This is a genomic window from Erysipelothrix inopinata (assembly GCF_014396165.1).
Lineage (GTDB): Bacteria > Bacillota_I > Bacilli_A > Erysipelotrichales > Erysipelotrichaceae > Erysipelothrix > Erysipelothrix inopinata.
Genome location: NZ_CP060715.1, coordinates 1673293 through 1692819 on the forward strand (window position 1 = coordinate 1673293; position 19527 = coordinate 1692819).

18 protein-coding genes and 1 riboswitch are annotated in these 19527 nt (G+C 36.2%); of the genes, 2 read left to right on the plus strand and 16 right to left on the minus strand.

The window, feature by feature from the left end; translation table 11 throughout:
• Position 1 precedes the first annotated feature (1 nt).
• The 16 genes from H9L01_RS08125 to truB form a co-directional block, all read right to left on the minus strand.
• Positions 2 to 1471 (minus strand): phosphoribosylformylglycinamidine synthase, encoded by a 1470-nt coding sequence (locus tag H9L01_RS08125; RefSeq protein ID WP_187533462.1) that lies wholly within the window; start codon positions 1469 to 1471, stop codon positions 2 to 4.
• A gap of 107 nt (positions 1472 to 1578) precedes the next feature.
• Entirely contained in the window at positions 1579 to 3387 is a 1809-nt protein-coding gene (locus tag H9L01_RS08130) for an AIR synthase-related protein (RefSeq protein ID WP_187533463.1), read from the minus strand.
• Positions 3388 to 3478: 91 nt separating this feature from the next.
• Positions 3479 to 4156 carry a phosphoribosylaminoimidazolesuccinocarboxamide synthase gene (locus H9L01_RS08135; RefSeq protein ID WP_187533464.1) on the minus strand — a complete coding sequence of 226 codons (678 nt, stop codon included), beginning with the start codon at positions 4154 to 4156 and terminating at the stop codon, positions 3479 to 3481.
• A gap of 319 nt (positions 4157 to 4475) precedes the next feature.
• The gene (dinB, locus tag H9L01_RS08140; protein WP_187533465.1) at positions 4476 to 5639 is read right to left on the minus strand and encodes a DNA polymerase IV; all 1164 of its coding nucleotides are present in this window, start codon (positions 5637 to 5639) and stop codon (positions 4476 to 4478) included.
• Complete coding sequence (gene recN, locus H9L01_RS08145) at positions 5639 to 7279, minus strand: DNA repair protein RecN (protein ID WP_187533466.1); 1641 nt, start codon at positions 7277 to 7279, stop codon at positions 5639 to 5641. Before recN ends, dinB begins: the two co-directional genes overlap by 1 nt.
• 16 nt (positions 7280 to 7295) lie before the next feature.
• Positions 7296 to 9065 (minus strand): 1-deoxy-D-xylulose-5-phosphate synthase N-terminal domain-containing protein, encoded by a 1770-nt coding sequence (locus H9L01_RS08150; protein ID WP_246448964.1) that lies wholly within the window; start codon positions 9063 to 9065, stop codon positions 7296 to 7298.
• Positions 9066 to 9077: 12 nt separating this feature from the next.
• On the minus strand, positions 9078 to 9914 hold the full coding sequence (locus H9L01_RS08155) for a polyprenyl synthetase family protein (protein WP_187533467.1): 837 nt from the start codon (positions 9912 to 9914) through the stop codon (positions 9078 to 9080).
• Positions 9907 to 10116 (minus strand): exodeoxyribonuclease VII small subunit, encoded by a 210-nt coding sequence (gene xseB, locus H9L01_RS08160; protein WP_187533468.1) that lies wholly within the window; start codon positions 10114 to 10116, stop codon positions 9907 to 9909. Before xseB ends, H9L01_RS08155 begins: the two co-directional genes overlap by 8 nt.
• Positions 10106 to 11584, minus strand: coding sequence for an exodeoxyribonuclease VII large subunit (gene xseA, locus H9L01_RS08165; protein WP_187533469.1), 1479 nt, complete (start codon positions 11582 to 11584; stop codon positions 10106 to 10108). The genes xseB and xseA overlap by 11 nt, the downstream gene beginning before the upstream one ends.
• Positions 11581 to 12063 (minus strand): transcription antitermination factor NusB, encoded by a 483-nt coding sequence (locus H9L01_RS08170; protein WP_187533470.1) that lies wholly within the window; start codon positions 12061 to 12063, stop codon positions 11581 to 11583. Before H9L01_RS08170 ends, xseA begins: the two co-directional genes overlap by 4 nt.
• Before the next feature lie 38 nt (positions 12064 to 12101).
• Positions 12102 to 12431, minus strand: a complete 330-nt coding sequence (locus tag H9L01_RS08175; RefSeq protein ID WP_187533471.1) for an Asp23/Gls24 family envelope stress response protein — start codon at positions 12429 to 12431, stop codon at positions 12102 to 12104.
• 208 nt (positions 12432 to 12639) lie between these two features.
• A complete protein-coding gene (fosX, locus tag H9L01_RS08180) occupies positions 12640 to 13032 on the minus strand; it encodes a FosX/FosE/FosI family fosfomycin resistance hydrolase (protein ID WP_187533472.1) in 393 nt (130 codons plus the stop codon).
• Between the two features lie 174 nt (positions 13033 to 13206).
• A complete protein-coding gene (locus H9L01_RS08185; protein WP_187533473.1) occupies positions 13207 to 13740 on the minus strand; it encodes a DUF4303 domain-containing protein in 534 nt (177 codons plus the stop codon).
• A 33-nt stretch (positions 13741 to 13773) separates the two neighbouring features.
• A complete protein-coding gene (locus H9L01_RS08190) occupies positions 13774 to 15072 on the minus strand; it encodes a methyltransferase RsmF C-terminal domain-like protein (protein WP_187533474.1) in 1299 nt (432 codons plus the stop codon).
• Positions 15050 to 15994 (minus strand): bifunctional riboflavin kinase/FAD synthetase, encoded by a 945-nt coding sequence (locus tag H9L01_RS08195; protein WP_187533475.1) that lies wholly within the window; start codon positions 15992 to 15994, stop codon positions 15050 to 15052. The genes H9L01_RS08190 and H9L01_RS08195 overlap by 23 nt, the downstream gene beginning before the upstream one ends.
• Positions 15994 to 16827 (minus strand): tRNA pseudouridine(55) synthase TruB, encoded by an 834-nt coding sequence (truB, locus tag H9L01_RS08200; protein WP_187533476.1) that lies wholly within the window; start codon positions 16825 to 16827, stop codon positions 15994 to 15996. Before truB ends, H9L01_RS08195 begins: the two co-directional genes overlap by 1 nt.
• Before the next feature lie 97 nt (positions 16828 to 16924).
• Positions 16925 to 17093, plus strand: a riboswitch (Lysine riboswitch).
• Positions 17094 to 17142: 49 nt separating this feature from the next.
• On the opposite strand from truB, the gene H9L01_RS08205 reads away from it, so the two are divergent.
• Complete coding sequence (locus H9L01_RS08205; RefSeq protein ID WP_187533477.1) at positions 17143 to 18744, plus strand: ABC transporter substrate-binding protein/permease; 1602 nt, start codon at positions 17143 to 17145, stop codon at positions 18742 to 18744.
• Complete coding sequence (locus H9L01_RS08210) at positions 18741 to 19481, plus strand: amino acid ABC transporter ATP-binding protein (RefSeq protein ID WP_187533478.1); 741 nt, start codon at positions 18741 to 18743, stop codon at positions 19479 to 19481. Before H9L01_RS08205 ends, H9L01_RS08210 begins: the two co-directional genes overlap by 4 nt.
• Positions 19482 to 19527 lie beyond the last annotated feature (46 nt).

Below are 19527 nucleotides of genomic sequence, written 5' to 3' on the forward strand. Positions count from 1 at the left end.
ATTATTTACCCCCTATGAAATATTCAAATAGCATCGCAAGTAACGATTTATTATTTTCAATTTGACACAATGTCCCAATTATTCGACCTTCAGCAGCGTGCATTCCTATAACCATAGGTTGATTGCTAAGGGTTTCTGTAGCTTCTAAAAACACTTTATCAAATGAGTATTGGACCTCGATTTCGGAATAAAACGCATTGAGACTTACATCAAAGTGATTTCCTAGCTGATTTTGAAATAACGCATTTTCATCGGATACGACACGACACTTTAGATCGCGATGCATAAATTTATGGTGTGGATTTGAATAAACTTTGATATCATCACCGAAGTAATTGTGATTAATTAATCCGACAAAGCCAGCTCCACTACCAATTATTAAACCTTTCCTCGAAATAAGCATTTCTAAAGATTTTTTAACTTTCGGATGTGAAAGGAAAACACTGATTTGTGTTCCACTATTGAAGACGGTGTTAACCATTTTATAACCATCACATAGAAATAGTGTGTTGTGATTCTCTATTTTATTTACAAATCGATCAATTGAAGCCTCGTAATCATTTGTTTGAATAATTATAAATTCATGATGAATAGAAAGTGCTTTAAGGTTCATCTCAAGTTCCAAGTCCCCAGTCATTCCTGGCAATATTGGAATTAAAAGTGAACATGCTTCATCGTTTTTAAGTTCAAAATCTGCTTTATCCTTAGGTGTTGGTCGTAGTGTTCGCCATTTCGAAGTTTGATAAATTTCAGAGAGTGGTTTTTCCCACATATCTATTTGTTTACGAAGTGGTTGTTGGTTGAACTCCATTTTCTTAAGTGTCTTGCCAATTATTTGATAATCTAAATCCTTCAAAGATTCAAGGTTTTCTACTTCTAAGATTAAAGATCCAGGAAGAAATCCAACAGGTAGATTTTCTTCGAATGCGACTCCAATGAGCTTATCCGCTGTCATTTCTAAAACTTCGTGCTTTATATCAGTGGTCACAGTTGAAGCAGATAAAATTTTCTGTTCATTCATTAGTTTATGAATTAGAGTCATCTTACTTCTGTAGTTTTCAATATCAAGCAACGTTTCGTGAGAATAACCTGCATTAACAAGAATTAAAGTTGAGGTATTTGATTTGAGGGATCGACTGACTAAATTACCACCTTCAATAACTTGGATAGCAAAGCAAAGTAATGTCGGTGGTACCATCAACTCTTCAAACGTTCCACTCATGGAGTCTTTACCACCCAGTGCTGGAATATCGAGAGCTTTCATAACCTCAAATGCTCCGAGAAGACTGGCCAAAGGTTTCCCCCAAGATTCATCGCATGTAAGTTTTTCAAAATATTCTTGATATGATAAGCGAATATTTTCGAGTGATCCACCCATGGCAACAATCTTGGTAATTGCATCTATGGTTGCGACATAACCACTGTGATAAGGACTTGATTCAGCAATAAAGGGATTGTACCCATGAGTCATTAGCGACATTTTGGACGAGTAGCCGTCTTTTAAGGGTATGTACGACATCATTCCAAGTTGCGGAGTGTTGTTATGAAAATCCAAGTATTGACCATTAAATTGCTCTCTTAGGCCCTTTGCGACGCTTTATTCAAAGGATCCATTTCGCATTGAACCTCGTGGCTTTGCATCAATACATTTTGATGTTTAGAAACACCGTTGCTATCAAGAAAATTCCGAGTAATAGCTGCAACACACGAGTTATCATAAAACATTTCTAATTTTTGAGTGTCTGTAACTTCAGCAATGACAGTAGCTTCGAGATCTTCAAAAAATGCTTCACGAAACATGAATTCAACGTCGTCTTTTGCAACAACGATAGCCATGCGTTCCTGAGATTCCGAAAGCGCAATTTCTTCAGCAGAGAGTCCAGGATATTTGAGGGGCACACGGTCCAAATAGATTCGTAAACTTTCTGCAAGTTCACCTACTGCTACACTAACGCCACCCGCTCCAAAGTCATTGCAACGTTTAATACGTTTTAAAAATTCAGGTCTTTTAAATAAGCGAACAATTTTTCGTTCTAAAACCGGATTACCCTTTTGAACTTCAGCGCCAACTGAACTCAAACTGCGTTTTGTTGATGCTGATGATGACCCAACCGCGGCACCCAACCCATCACGTCCAGTTCTACCACCAATTAGAATGATACAATCACCCAATTCAGGAATTGATTTTTGAACATCTTCTTTAGGAACTGCAGCGATTAGAGCCCCCAGTTCAAGTCTTTTTGCTTCGAAGCCATCATGATAATATTCTTTAACATATCCCCCATCGATACCCATCTGATTCAGATAATCGGTATAACCTAAAGCAGCATCTTGACAGATTTTACGTGATGATAATTTTAGAGGGTGCGTTTTCTTGTATGAAAGTGTTGGATTTTTGGAACCACTAATACGCATAGCTTGATAAGCATACCCTCTTCCGGATAATGGATCTCTTACACCACCACCAATACAAGTTGATGCACCGCCATAAGGTTCAACTTCGGTAGGATGATTGTGAGTTTCGTTTTTAAATAAAAGTAGCGTCTCTTGGTTATCCAAAGTAACATTAATACTCGCTGCATTCACTTCTTCTGATATATCCCAATCCTCAAGAAATCCTTTTTTCTTTATTTCTTTGGCATTGATCGTTGCAAGGTCCATGAGTGTTATGGGTTTCGTTCGATTCAGATACTTTCTAGTTTCCAGATACGAATTCCAAGATTTTAAAATGAGATCTGTGTATGTTCCTTCGATAGAAACATCGTCCAGCACGGTGTTGAATGTTGTATGACGACAGTGATCAGACCAGTATGTATCAATGATTTTAAGCTCTAATTGATTCGGTACTCTATTCTCAGATTCAAAAGCTTGAAATACATAATCAAGATCTGCCTGATCCATGCCAAGTCCTAAAGTTTCGTTTTCAGCATAATTTGTTACACTGTTATTCTCATCTTCAGTGACAAGTTCCATTTCTAATGGATTAACAATATAATCCCGAAATATTTCAAACTCTTGATATGTGATACTTTCTAGTGAATAAATTAATGAATGTGTGATAGAAATATGATTGAATCCGAGCATGGTATGAACCATTTCTTCAACTTGGTCTTCGATAAAATCATATTGTCCTGAAATATGTTTTATCTTGAAATGAGTTCTTGGTAAACTTGGTACACTATCGTAGATAATACCAATAGGTTCTTTAAAAATTTGGTTTTTGATTGTATCGAGTTCGAATGAATTTGCATTTTCAATCTCAAATACGTGAAGAATTCTCACGGATTTAAGTGTTTGTAGTTTTAAGTAATTTGTAGCTTCAATAACAAGTCTACGACCTTCGTGGTTGTAGTTAGAAAAACGTTCTGTAATAATGGTTCGACCCATAATTTCCTCCTAGAATATAAGTCAGATACCCTATCGCTACCCTCAATAGGAGTTAGAAACAACAAAAAAAACAATCACAGTATAACTCCCCTTAAAAATATTGTGACAACTCGAACGGTTTTAAAACGATTCCGTTTTTAGCAACACGCATATTACCTGTCGAAACTTCATCGATAAGCATAATAGTATTTGATTGCGTATTGAGACCAAACTCGAGTTTGATATCCAATAAATCTAAGTCGTGATTGTGTAATTCTTCCTGAATTAATTTACAGATTGATTGTGTCATTTTTGTAATTAAGTTATAAGTCTCTAAATCCATAATATTGAGGATTTCAAGTCCTTGTGAAGTAATAAGTGGATCTTCTCGTAAATCATCTTTAAGAGTCATCTCCACATATGCATTCAGTGGTTGTCCATCTTCGATATATGCTCCGTAGCGCTTAACAAAGCTTCCTTTAGCAACATAACGACAAATCACTTCTACTCCTTGACCGAAAACCTGAGCTTCTTTAACAATCATTGTATTATCGTTCAAATCCGCACTCACAAAGTGTGTTGAAATTCCACTTTGATTAATAAGCTCAAAGAAGTATTTTGACATTCTCAAGTTTTCATTGCCAATGCCATCCATTGTAAGTCCGACATGATTAGCGCCCGGGTTAAAAACACCGTCTTCTCCGGTAACATCGTCCTTAAACTTCAATAACAAGTTCATACCATCGCATTGGTAGACATCTTTTGTCTTACCTGCTTGTTTCAATATCATTCCTTGTCCTCCTAAGGTGATAAGAAAAATAAAATAAGCCCAGAGTGGGTAGGCTTAGCGAAACCTACCCCTCTGGGCTTTTATCCCTTAGGTGTGACATCTTCATGTCTGTACCGCTTGGACCAGCAAACTTAAGTTTCGGAACCCTAGGTACACTTTCGCCCATTTCGTAATGAGCTTATTCTTTTTTCTAATTCCAAGATAACAACTTTTGAAAATAAAGTCAACTTGGAAACAAGAAAAAAGACATCTGAAACGGTTGTATAAGTAGAAATAACCGCTATAGAATGCCTTATTATCTATATATGAAACTTGTGAATTATTTCGAATTCTTTTCTAAAAGCGAACGTGGTGTCTTAAATACATCTTGCTTTAATTCTTGATTAAGACGTGAAATAATATCATTTACTGTTGGCTCAGTCAAGTCATCGAAGATGTTGAGTTGTTCGATTATTTCATCTTTATAAACAAGGTTAGATAATGAAATAGAAATGAATGTAACACCATCTAAACCATCAAATTCATCATAAAGACCCATAACTTTCTCGAAAATTACATCACTTGATTGAGTTGGTTCATCCAGGGTAATCGAGCGCGCAGCAGTCTTATAGTTTTGAAGTCGAATAGAAAAAGTAATTGTCTTTCCTACCATATCTCTGTTAAGAAGTCTGCGTTCTATTTCCTTGATTTCAAATAAAATAGCATTTCTTATTTCATCCAATTCTACCATTGGATGTGTAAAAGTCTTCGATTGACCTATGGATTTGGCCGTTGTGTCGGTTTCAATGGGGCTACTATCGATTCCATTTGCTTTATTGATGAAGTTTTGCGTATTAACACCTAAAGTATTTCGTAAACTATCTTCATTAGCCTGTGCTAAATCTCCAATTGTTTTTATGCCCATTTTTTGAAGCTTTGGAACAGTTTTAGAGCCAATTCCGTGCATGTCTTCAATCGGTAATTGCCACAACTTTGACTGTACCTCACGAATTCTAAGAACCGTTATTCCTTTGGGCTTTTCCATATCGCTTGCCATCTTTGCTAGGAATTTGTTGGGTGCAACACCAATCGAAATGGGCAACTTTAATTCGCGATACACGCGTGTCTGAATTTCATATGCAAGATCTAAAGGTCGTTCGTATTCTTTAATCTTTTCGGTTACATCAACATAACACTCATCAATACTTGCAGGCTGCATCAGTGTTGAATAGGAGCGAATAATATTCATAAATTTTGAAGACAAATCTTGGTACAACGAGAAATCGATTGGAACTACCACAAGATCTCGACAAAGCGTTTGTGCATAAGAAAGAGGCATCGCTGAATTGATGCCAAATTTTCGTGCTTCATAAGAAGCAGTAGTGATAACAGAACCACGGTGATTACTGCAAACCACGAGTGGTTTGCCTGCAAGTTCAGGCTCTACGACCGCATGAGCACTTGCATAAAATGCATTAATATCAATATGTAAAATTACTGCCATTAAAATTGTTGTCCTAACTGGTATATTTCTTCTGCTGCCTTGAGTGAATTGTCAGAATCATTTCCCGACATAATAAGCGCAATTTGTTGAATTCTTTGTTTTTCATCGATTTGTTTAATCGAAGTGATACTGGATTGATCATCGTGTGATTTTTCAATTAAATAGTGATGATGGGCACAAGCTGCTACCGAGCCAAGATGTGTAATGGATAACACTTGGGTTGTTTCTGATAAAGCCTTCATTTTTTCACCAATTCGAAGTCCAACACGACCACTTACTCCCGTATCTATCTCGTCGAAGACAAGAGTGGAAATTCCGTATATTTGTGAGAAGATTACTTTCAATCCTAACATCAATCTCGAAAGTTCTCCCCCGCTCGCGACTTTATCGAGTGGTGCTAAAGCCATCCCTTTATTCATGCTAACCATGAATTGTATCGTATCATAGCCATCATGAGATAGTTCTTTGTCAGATATTTTAATTTCGAACTGAGCTTCTTCTAAAAGCAACTCGTTTAATTGAATAACAATTTGTTCTTCAAGCTCTTTCGCTGCCCTTTGACGCACTTTTCTAATTTGTAAAGCTAGTTCTTCACAAACTGTTTTTTGGTGTTTTAATTCAATTTCTATATCTTCTAGAAACTCGTCATAGTTATCCGCTTGTTTAATTCGAATTTGCAACTCTTCTTGTTTCTCTAAAGCATTTTCGACGCTACCAAATTTTCGTTTTAAAGCTGTGTATTGCATCATTCTCTCTTGGTAACGATTAAATTCGTATTCATCGAACTGGGTATTGTTGTTTATCTTCTGAATGGATTCATAAACACTTTCTAATGAAAAATAGGCATCTTTGTAAGCTTGAACAAGTTCTTCATTTGCGATGCCTTCGATAATATGCATACCATCATAAAGCGTATCCATAACCGAGATACGGCCATTAAAGACCGCTTCGAGTTCATTCCATTTAGCCTTATTCTTCTCAAAAGCAATCATGGTTTCAAGTTTGCTTGCAATTTCTTCATAGTTATCCACAGTTGGTTGAATGGCCTCAATTTCTTTTAACTGAAACTTTGCGAAATCAATCTCATCAGGGTTGATATCACTATTCATGATGGCATCCCGTTCTTTTTCTAATTTTAAGTATTGACGATATTCGTCACGGTAATCTTGATGTAATGAACCATTGCCTGCGTACCGATCTAGTAAGAGTCCGTGGTTCTTCGCATCCAATAAATATTGAGTTTCGTGCTGTGAATGAATATCTAAGATACCTTCTAAGACATCTTTTACTACAGATAAATTCACAAGTCTTTGATTTATGCGGCACACACTGCGCCCTTCTTGACTCATTTCTCGTGAGACAATCATGACATGATCTTCTTCGTATAAGCCGTATTCATGAAGCTTATCATGAATGGGATCATTATCACTCATAATAAAGATTGCTTCTACACGTGCAAAAGTGTCGTGGTTTCCCACGACATGAGCGCCACTACGTTGCCCTGATATAAAATTCAGAGCATCAACGAGAAGTGATTTCCCTGCGCCCGTTTCACCAGTGAAAACATTAAACTGATTAGAGAGTTCGACATCAATATTTTGAATTAATACATAATTATGTACACTGAGTTGACTTAACATAGCGGTATCCTTTCTTTTAGTTCAAAGTGAAGAGTTTTAATGCATCATCAACATGAAGATGATTGCGTGTTTTGATATCCTTTGAGGATGCATTGAGATCGACATTGCTTAAATCAATTAACTTAAGATTGAGAAATTGGTGGGTTGCTGCACAATATTCTTGAATATTATGATACAACGCATTATTTGTCGACTCAGTATTATATACGACGACAAGTTTATTAAGTCTGATAAGGGCTTCGATCACTACATCATCGACATGATTCATATCAATAGCATTATATAATGCTATATTTAACTCATTATTAGAAATTCGTGATTTGAATTGTTGAACAGAATTGCCAAATGTTATTACAACACCATTTGAGTCATCATTTAATGGAAGTGCAAAGTATCCTTCTAATAAATTATCAGGTGCTGTTTCTACTACAAGTTTTTCGTATCCGGAACTGTAGTTTAAAACATTGATTCCAGGTTCATTCAATAATAGTTGAAGCAATTGGTAATTTTCACCAATTGAGGAACCCGTGTACATATTAATATTATCAAAATAATTAGGGTTCATAATCCCTTGTTTATAATACTCTCCTTGTGGCGAAAGTCCTGAATCAGAAATCAAAATTGTAATGGGGAGTTTGTTTAAAACAAACTGATTTACAAGTTGCGGATAACTTTCTAAGAATCGGTATGATTTCATCATCAAAACGACCTGTTTTCCAGATTCTACCATACCTGCTGCTATTGTAACTAAGGATTGTGTAGATCCTGATGTACTCAGATAACTCTGTGTATTTTGCAATGCAAAATCAATAAAGTGATCCTGAATTGAAATGGTATCTGCTAATACGAAGAGATTATCGCGTACTTTAGCTTCAGCTGATAGCAATTCATCAAATGCTTCTTGAGTCGTGGTGTAGTTTTCAGGACGTGTCATATCCGTTTTGAAAGCTGGGAACTCTAGTTTTCTTTCACTTCGGTGTTTGAGTCGTGTCTGGACGTGAATAATATTGGGTCCACTGAACTTTGTTGATAATTCAAACACTTTGATAAGCTCATTCATATTTTGTCCATTAATTGGCCCATGATAGTTAATTCCGAATTGGGTAAAAATTGTAGGTTCAAGGACTGTTTCTTTAACAGCATCTCGAATCTTTGTAAGTGTCGTAAGTAACGGTCTTGAAAAGGCATTGGAATCTAAAATGGCTTTCATATCTTTTTTTAATCCAGTATAGGTTTTACTAATACGGATTGATTTAACCAAAGAATCTACAGACGAGTAATGACGTAGTAAAGATTGTTGTTCATCAATCAAGATGATTGTAAGATCTGGTTGCAAACGACCAATTTGCATTAATGTTTCATATGTTAAGCCATAATTGAGTGCATTATCATCCATCATAATAACAGTTCTACCATTATCATTAAGTGCATAACCCAGTGCAACACCTAGACCCTCTCCAATGTCTCCTCCTTTATATGCATCATAAGGATTAGTCGGATCAAGATAGATAGGAGTATTGGTTCTTAATTCAAGTTCTGAAGCTCTACCAGTCAAGATTTTATGAACAAGAACTTGAGTACCACCATCAAAAATTAAATGATCTCTTTGAAAATCGTAAACATGATGAAGTGCTACTGTAGTTTCAAGAACATTTAAATTTTTAATAATTGTTTCAATATCAAAACGAGATTTCGAAGCTAAAAAACTAGCGATTTCATCACTAATTTTATTCATTTCTTTAACTGAAAGTTCTTTTAAGTCGATTGGATTTTCGAATTGATTCAAGATAACCGCCTCCTATAAATTACGGATCATCATTTCTTCAATGAGGTCTTTTAAATAAGAATCTTTTAACTCAAGTTTTAAAAGTAACGATTCAATGTCGTTAAAATATGATTGTGTAAGTTCTTGAGCTGCCTCAAGTCCTAATAAACTCACAATGGTAACCTTTTCTCGGTCAGCATCACTTTGGACACTTTTTCCAATTTCTTCACTTGTTTTCGTTACTTCAAGGAGATCATCCTGGAATTGGAAACAAACTCCCAATTTAAAACCTAAATCATGAGCGTCTGTTTGTTTTTCAGGTTGACCCGCAATGACCGTCGCCATTTCGAGCGCTGAGGCAAAGAGACATCCTGTCTTTAACTCATAGCAAGCTATTAACGCATCCAGATTGTGTATCTCGTTTTTAATATCATATTCTTGACCTAATATCATGCCTAATGAACCAGCATTACGAGCAAGAATTTCCATACAAGATGCTTTGATATTTGAGTTTAAATCAGATTGTGCAAGGGTCGTAAAGGCAGCAGTAAGCAAACCGTCACCACCTAGTATCGCCATTGCTTCACCGAATACATTATGATTTGTTGGTTTGTGACGTCTCATGTCATCATCATCCATCGCAGGAAGATCGTCATGTACTAATGAATAAGTATGAATCATCTCGAGCGCACACCCAGGATAAAGTCCTTGATTCATATCGCCACCGAGATCGTTCAATAACGATAATAGAAGTCTGGGACGAATACGTTTACCACCACTCATTAGTGAGTATGTCATTGAATCTTTAACAGTCGATTCAGGATAAATCTCTAAAGTTTTCAGTAAATTTGTTTCAATTAAGTTAATCATTTTTCTCCCCTTGATTTTTTTGAACAAGTTCTTTGACTGTTTCCCCGTATTCAGAAAGTTTCTCTTGGCAAATCTTCGATAATTCTAAACCTTCTTCAAAAAGTTTTATCGCATCATCAAGAGGCAAACTGTCTTTTTCAAGTTCATCAGCAATTGTTGTAAGACGAGCCATTGCTTCTTCAAAATTAAATTTATTTTCCATTTTTATAATCCTTTCGAATGACACGTGACGTGAGAATACCATCTTCAAATTCAAGTGTCAATTCATCATCGATTGAGACCTGATGAGCACTTGTGATCAGTGTGTCGTTTGATTTTGTTAGAGCATATCCTCGAGCCATTATAGCCAGTGGATTACGACTGCTCATTACCTTAAGTATATCGGTAAAACGGCTTTGTTTCAAGTTGAGAACCCTTCTCATTTGTGTGATGTTATGGGCATCTAATTGAGATATTTGTTTTTGGTTCAAGACAATTTTTTGGTCCAGTTGAGCCGTGATTCTTGAGAGTCTTGTATCTAAAATTTGATACTTATTTTTTTGATGGGTTAATTGTTGATTTAGGTAGAAGCCAAAGTCTCTTTCATGAGATACGAGCATTTGTTCTCGGCGCATAATTTTGGTATTCATAAGGTTAGTTAAATTTAATTGTGTTTCATTTAATTCCCTTTTCAAGCTATCAAAAATACGAATTTGATGAGTTATTCGACCTTGTAACATATCAAGTTGATATTGCTTGAGTTCAACAAATTTAACGGGGTCAGCGAGTTTACTTGATCCGATAATGTGTTTGAGATTTTGAGATTGTTTAAGATATTTATTACGCACCGCAATGTAGTAACGATTTTTGTAATCACGGAAAACTTGTTCGAGTTCTTTAGCATTGGGAGTTGCATATACGGCAGCTGCAGTCGGTGTCGCTGCACGATAGTCGGAGACGTAGTCGCTAATTGTTTCATCCGATTCATGACCAATCCCAGTCACGATAGGAATCGTACAATTATAGACAGCTTCAATAACCTCAAGTTCATTGAAAGCCCATAAATCCTCGATCGAACCTCCCCCACGTCCTAGTAGAATGGTGTCTACTCCAAGGTTTTGTGCTTTTTCAATTTGAGTCACAATACTCTTAACTGCAAACTCTCCCTGTACGTATGCTAATAAATCAATTTGTTCAGCAAGTGGCCATCTTTCTTTTAAGGTTCTGCTGATATCTGCATACGCTGCAGAGTTCTCTCCAACAATGACTGCAATGCGTTCTGGAAATTTAGGAATTGGTTTCTTATGAGCAGCATCAAAATATCCTTTTTGAGCAAGTTCTTTCTTGAGGGCATCATATCGTATATAAAGATCACCCAGTCCATCCAAATTCATACGTGATGCGTAAATCTGAACACTACCATTAGCCTCGAACACTTCACATGCGCCACTAATAATTACTTTATCGCCATCTTTCGGCTTAAAAAGAACAGACTGTGCTTTACTTCGAAACATGACACAGTTAATCCGACTTTTATCGTCCTTTAAACTAAAATAAAAATGTCCACTATGATGAGCTTTAAAGTTTGAAAGCTCACCGATCAGTGTGACATTATTAAAAGAAGGATGATTTTGTATCACATGTTTCAAATCACGTACGAATTCCGATACGGTTTGAGCATCCTTTATCATAGAGCGTCTAAGACTCCATTAATATATTTATATGAATCGGCGTCGCCATACTCTTTAGCAAGGCGTACTGCTTCATTGACAATAACTTCCTTAGGTTGGTATGCCAATTCAAGCTCAGCACATGCTAAAAGTAATACAGATTGTTCGATAAATCCAAGACGATCAAAGCGCCAATTTTTAAGATAATGCTGAATCGCACGACCATAAATTTCTTTACGTGATTCAACACGACTCACAATTTCATGCATTTCAGCACCTAATTTAAAACGAGGTAAAAATGTTTCAATTTTGAATTCTACTTCGTCTTCATCTTGTAAATCCAAATATGAATCTACAGGATTGTTGTCTTCTTCAGACATAACATAACCAATTGAAGTCACAAACTTATTATCAGCGAGTATTTCTTCAACTGACATTTCACGCATTAAGTGAATATAGATTACTGACATTGCATTTTGGCGTTCGATAACACGCGACATAACTAACCCTCCACAGTAAAAGAAGCAGATATCTGCTTCTAGTTAAACTTAAATCCTACAACACTGATGTTGATATCAACATCATCAAAATCAACCATTGTAGCAATGCTACGATGTAGTTCATCTTGTAATCCACGGCAGACTCTTTCAACGTCTCGACCATATTGCACTCTTACTTTTAAGTCAACTTTAGCATGACCATTTTCACTTGTAACTGACAACGACTTTTTGCCGGTTCCGTCTTCAAAGAAAACATACTTACTTTCGTTAACTGTAATCGCAGCAATGTGATTGATTACATTAATTGAAACTGCAATTTGTCCCAATCCTTCTGATTGAGGTTGAATTAATACATATTCATTTGCCATATTTATCACCTACTAAAGTCATTATAACAGAAATATATTAGAAACTAAAGAAGTTTCCTAAGAAGCCTTAGGCTAAATAACCAGGAAATCTATTTTCAGAATTACTTAAAGAAAAATATATGTAATTCTTTAAGTAATCTCAGACGAATGTTATTAAGTTATATAGTCTCAAGTTAAACTAGTTTGACTGAATCAGAATGTGTTATTTTCAATAAACTTTGAGACGATTTGCCAAAGTACCTGTATGGAGCTCAAATAAGTGATTATCATAATCATAAAAATACAAAGATGAAGCCTCTCCATCAATTCTTGGTCGTCCTGTTTTGATTTCTAGTCCCAAATCTGTAATCCGCTGGTAATATATATTAAAACTGTCTTCGTCAATCTTGAAAGCTGTATGATTGTATGATCTTTCTACAGATTCGCCTTGCATCGCACAAATCCAGATATCCCCAATCAAGAAAAACTTTTCTTCAGATATGGAAAAGTATTTACCATCTGAAGAGTAAACTTCTTTAGCGCCAAAAACACCCTCAAAAAATGCTTTTGCTTTATCTAGATCTTTTACTATAAAAGTTAAATGACTTATTCCTTCAATCATATGTATTTCGACTCCTTAAGTTATTTAATGTTTCTCCCCTTACCGTTATTTTTTTAAAAAAATGACAGTATCATCTCAATTCCCACGCTTAGGTAATTTCTAATTCAACTCAAAGAAAATAGAAACCGGTACGTTCTCACTGTATCAAGTAGAGGTTTAGGAAATAAAAACCCCCTAAACATTCCCTTCTTGAATTGCAAATGTTTGAAGCGAAATCTCCGTTCTATTGCAGTATGCTTCAAGCGATTCATGATCAATTCGAACCAACAAATTGAATGGGTCTGTTTTGGGAATTCTCTTAAATACGGGTGTTTTCTTAAATTCACGGACAACACCTTCAATGACCTCAAGATATCCATCAGGGTCATTTGCATAGTAATGGCTATACAACTCCGACTCTACCGGCTCAATACTTCCAATACCTTGATAATTCCAGTTCAAAGTATCGAAGCGCATATTCATTTTCCACAGGTCGCAATCACAGTTAGCTTTTGGGTCATTGACTTCGAAATATCGCAACTTTCTATAAAAATCAAAATCAGTGTTCATTGATAAATCAATTTCCCCTGTCTCTGTATTAACATCTAATGCAAACGCATAAAAACGCAAAGACTGGTGATCTTCAAGGAATAATGCAACGACTTCTTTGGTATAATCTAATAAATTATTTCGTATATTTGTATTTACTGTTCGTTTACTAACTACCATATCGTCCTCCATAACCTCATTTTACCATATTCTTTAATAAGAATAGTCTTCAAAACGATTACGAAGTCCTTTTGGATAGCGATTGTTTCCACGTTTCCCATCCCCTTTTACAAACCCTAGTGAAAGTCCGTTATAGGTTACACAATGTATTCCTTTAATGGGTGTGTTAATTGGATGACCGTACAGATAGCGATAAGCATCTTCAAGGGAAAGTTCAATACTCTCAAAATCATTTTTAAAGGAAACAGATTGAGAAAGTGCATGATCGTAATCAAAGTGCTTTTTCTTCATAACACCCATAAGGACACCGTCACGTTTGATATTTAAAGAGGATTTAAATGCACCTCTATTTTTGAGTCCATAAACAACATCCCCTTTAGAAATAAAATGGCCTTCAATTTTACGATCAAAAAAGTCGAACGATGATTCTTTGAATGGCTTAAATGTTAATTCGTTTTCTGACTCATGCTTATGAATCTTAAGTGCTGCGATAAAATGACCTTCCGCATCAGCAGATGGGAAATATCGTGTAACACTCTTTCCAAAACCTTCATACCCTTCACGACCTTCAGGTAAATTGAGAGGAATTAGAGAACACTCAGGATGACTCTCTAAGAAGTGTTTAATCACACCTTCGTTTTCATGAAGGTTTAGCGTACAGGTTGAATAAACGAGTGTTCCACCATCCTTAACGCACTGATAGGCATCCTCCAGTAATTCTTTTTGCAGTTTTGCAAATCCCATTGCATTTTGAGGCTGATACTCAAGTGCGAATTCGGGATCACGACGGAAAAGGCCTTCCCCACTACACGGAGCATCAAGAAGCACTTTATCGAAGGAATTGGGTAATGCTTTTGCAATTTGTTCAGTACTATTTTGAACCACCACCACATTTTCATGGCCCCAACGGTCAAAATTATGACAAAGCTTTTGATTCCGTTTGCTATCCACTTCATTTGCAACTAAAAAACCTTCAGATATTTTAGTTAAAATATACGTAGATTTACCACCTGGTGCAGCACACAAATCAAGCACTCGATCAGTTGGCTGTAAATTCAAAGCTACAACTGGCATTGAGGCAGATGGGTCTTGAATATAATACCCTCCTGCATGATGAAAAGGATGTGTTACCAACCGACTGTATTGATTCGGAAGGTACACATCACTATTTAATGGCGATGGTATGTCGTTTTCAAAGGGGTTAACCATTTTTAAAGAATTCATACGATAACCATGTACAGATTCTAAATTATATGCTTCTTCAATTTGGTGTGATAAATCGGCACCAAATGTAGATTCGAGCATACTCTTATATTGCGGATTCAATTTCATCGAATAATTTCACAGCCTTTTCTTTATCTTCGTTCATTTGCACAATTAATGCATCGATTGAATCGAACTTGATTTGTTCACGAAGGCATGAAACAAATGTTTGGGATATCACTTCTCCATAAATATCTTCGTCAAAATCAAGCAAATGAGATTCTACAGATAACTTAACAGAATGATTAAATGTTGGGTTATGACCAATGCTAATAAGTGAGCGGTATGTTTTACCTCGAACTGTTGCGTACCCTGCATAGACACCTTCTTGAGGTATCACGTATTCATCAGTGATTTCAATATTCGCAGTTGGAAATCCAATTTCACGCCCACGTTGATGGCCTTTCACAACGAAACCAGATAGATGATACTCACGTCCAAGCATGTCATTCGCTGATTCGATATCTCCTTTAAGTAAGGATTGAACAATAGCTGTAGTTCCAATTTTTTTATTAACAGAGTAATCAATTTCCATGATATGTGTATCAAAATAATAACGAGCATGTTCTTGTAAGAACGCAACATTACCAGCACCACGGTATCCGAATCGGAAATCTTCACCACAAACGAGTACTCGTACATTCAGAGGTACTAAAATGGTTTCTACAAATTCAATGGGTTCAAGTTTGGAGATATCTTTCGTAAACTCTATAATTATTAAATGATCAATGCCCATTGATTCAGCAAGTGCAATTTTATCGCGCATTGGCGTTAAATGGTTAACGTGTGATTTATTATTGACGACTGTCCACGGATCTGGATCAAATGTAATAATTGCGGATTTGAGTCCACGTTCTTTTGCTACGTCCTTAACTTCATTAATAAGAAGTTGGTGACCCTTGTGAAGTCCATCAAAATAACCAATACATGCGACAAGTTCATCGCGTTTTTCTACAAGTTGTAAACGATCTTTAATACGTGTTTCTTTCATCACCATAACCCTCTCACTGACTTAAATGTCTCATCTTTCTCTCGTTGGTAAACAGCATAGTACTCCCCTGCATCAACCAATACCTGATCATGAGGCGTGTTTAATTTAAGCCGTTTACCGTTTTTTACATAATCTTCCAATTTATCGTTTATGATTTTCGGAAGTGCAATCGAATCTTTGACATTCCATAGCTTTGTATCCGGTTGAATTTCATCAATAGAAATAGCATCGTCCAAAGTTAAGTTACCTACCCGAGTACGTTCTAGATAACTCATTGAACCGAGGTTATTTAGCTTCTCAGCGATATCTTCACACAGGGTTCGAATATACGTTCCATTTGAGACATGTGCTAAGAATTCTATTGTGTTTTCATCAAATGACAATAACTCTATTTTATAAATTTCAATATCAGTATACAACTGTTTTACTTCTTTATTCTCAAATACATAGTCATAGGAACGCTTTCCGTCGACTTTTTTCGCAGATACTTTCGGAACTCTTTGATTTAGAGGACCAGTTAGTGATTGAAACACTTCTAAAATTTGTGCTTCAGTGAATGGTTGTACTGGCTTTTCTTCAATAACGTCTCCCCAAATATCTCCAGTCGAAGTTTTTTGTCCCATCTGACACTTTCCGTGATACACCTTATCTTCAAGACCAAGATAAGGTAAAGCCTTGGTGGCTTGATTCACAGCGATAATAAGTAAGCCTGTTGCCATTGGATCCAAGGTTCCGGCATGACCCACTTTCGCATTCATGATTCGTCTAACTTTAGCTACAACATCAAATGATGTCATGTCTTGTGGTTTGTTTATACATAAAAGTCCCTTCATAACGACCTCTTTTCCTTATAAATTATAGCCTTTTTTATTTTATAGTCAAAGATAAACTTGACAATTATTCAAGCAGTGCTATCATGAATACGAAAAGATAAATATTAGAGGTAGCGGTGCAGATGAGTACTTACTGGAGTCGACAGACTGTGAAAGTAAGAAAAGGCAATCACCGCCGAATAGATTGTTTTGGTAAAAACAATCTATGGGGTTATGAGGAATACTTATAACACTCCTTTGTTAAGCAAAGCGGCGCTAGAATTCTCCCAATAAGGGCCTTCTAGTGAGGTCCTTTTTTATCTTTAAGGAGCAAGTATGAAAAAAATATTAATAGTATTAGCCTCACTTTTACTACTTACAGCCTGTTCTCAAACAAGTCCTAAAGAGAATACTTTAAAAGTGGGTATGGAGTGTAATTACGCACCTTTTAACTGGACTCAGAAAAATGATTCACCTGAGGCTGTCGCATTACCAAACAACCAGGGATACTGTGATGGTTATGATGTTCAAGTCGCTAAACATATCGCAAAAGATCTTGATATGAACCTTGTAATCAAAGACTATCCTGTATTTAAAGGATTGCTCGAAGGGGCAAAAGTTGGTGATATCGACTTAATTATTGCAGGAATGACGAATACAGAAGAACGTCGTCAAGAAGTTGACTTCACAGATATCTATTACAAGAGTGATATGGTTCTGGTTGTTAAAAACGACAGTACTTATGCTAATGCAACATCCATTAATGATTTCAAGGGAGCCCATGTTTCAGCTCAAATTGGAACAATGCATGATCAGCTAATTGATCAAATCCCTGATGTCAATCATGGAGTTCCACTTGAATCTTTCCCTTCGTTGGCAACAGCTTTAAAATCAAATGCGATTGATGCCTTCGTATCGGAAAAACCGGTTGCTCAATCAATTATCAGTAGCAATCCTAAACTCAAATATGTTGAATTCGCAGAAAACCAAGGATTTACTGTCGCGGATGAAGAAGTAACGGTATCTATTGGTCTTGCAAAAGGCAACGATAAACTTAAAGAAGCAGTGAATCAATCATTATCTTCATTAAGTAAAGAAGATCGCGATAAACTCATGTTGGAAGCCATTGAACGCCAGCCAACATCAGAAGAAAATGAATCTGCACAAATGCCGGCTGGATTCATTGCAGGAACATTATTTTTACTACAACATTACGGTTCACAATTTCTTAAAGGTGTTTGGGTAACGCTTCTTATTGCTTTATTAGGTACAGCATTTGGATTGTTTATTGGTCTTGTAATTGCAGGCTTACGACAAATTAAAATACATCCTCGAGACCGTGCAATGAAACGTGTCTTAAAACGTATTAATTCAGCAATTACAACTGCCTATGTTCAATACTTACGGGGAACTCCAATGATGGTACAAGGTATCTTAATCTATTACGGACTTAGAGGTATGGATGTAGCCATATCCCCTACTGTTGCTGCGGTAATCATTATTTCAATCAATACTTCCGCGTATATGTCAGAAATACTTCGTGCGGGTATCCAAGCCATTGATTCAGGTCAAAATGAAGCAGCACGATCTTTGGGACTCAGTGAATTCCAAACGATGTGTTATGTAATCCTTCCACAAGCAATCAGAAATGCCCTACCTGCAATTGGTAATGAATTCGTCGTAAATATTAAAGATTCCTCAGTATTAAATGTAATCACCGTTACAGAACTATTCTATCAAGGTAATAAACTGACAGGTATCTACTACCGTCAAATGGAGCCATTCTTCATTGTTTCCTTAATTTATCTATTCCTTACAATTGTTTCAACACAAGTACTTAATATGATAGAAAAGAAAATGGATGCTCCTAAAGGGAACTATCCAAAATCAGTAACTCACACTGTACATTATGACAGTTTGAAAGGAGATCAAAAATGACATTCCTAAAAATTGAACACTTAAGCAAATCTTTCGATGATTTAGAAGTCTTAAAAGATATTAATCTCAATATTGAAGAAGGAGAAGTCGTATCTTGTATCGGATCCAGTGGATCGGGAAAGTCCACCCTTCTTCGTTGCATCAACCTTCTTGAAGAATTTGACGAAGGAAAAATTTTCTTTGAAGGAAAAGATATTTCGGATATCAATATGGATATCAATGAATATCGCTCTCAAGTCGGTATCATCTTTCAATCTTTCAATCTTTTTAATAATCTTACCGTCTTAGAGAACTGCACTCTGGCACCAATCAAAGTCTTGAAAATGAATCCAGATGAAGTTAAGAATAATGCCATGGCCAACCTTGAACGAGTTGGAATGGCAGACTTTGCAAATGCAAATGTTAAAAAGCTATCAGGCGGTCAAAAACAACGTGTTGCGATTGCGAGAGCACTCACGATGAAACCTAAATTCTTATTACTAGATGAACCAACATCGGCATTAGACCCCGAAATGGTGGGCGATGTCTTGGACGTTATCGAAAGTCTTGCTAAAGAAGGCTATACGATGTTTGTTGTTACACACGAAATGTTATTTGCAAAACAAATTAGTACTCGAATTCTATTTATGGATAAAGGAATCATTTTGGAAGAAGGAACTCCTGATGAAATATTCAACCATCCGAAAGAAGAAAGAACAAAGCAATTCCTTGCACGATTCCACAATCAAAACGACTAAAAAAAAGGCGGTCATATAATTTGAACTGCTCCCTGTCAAGTAGACA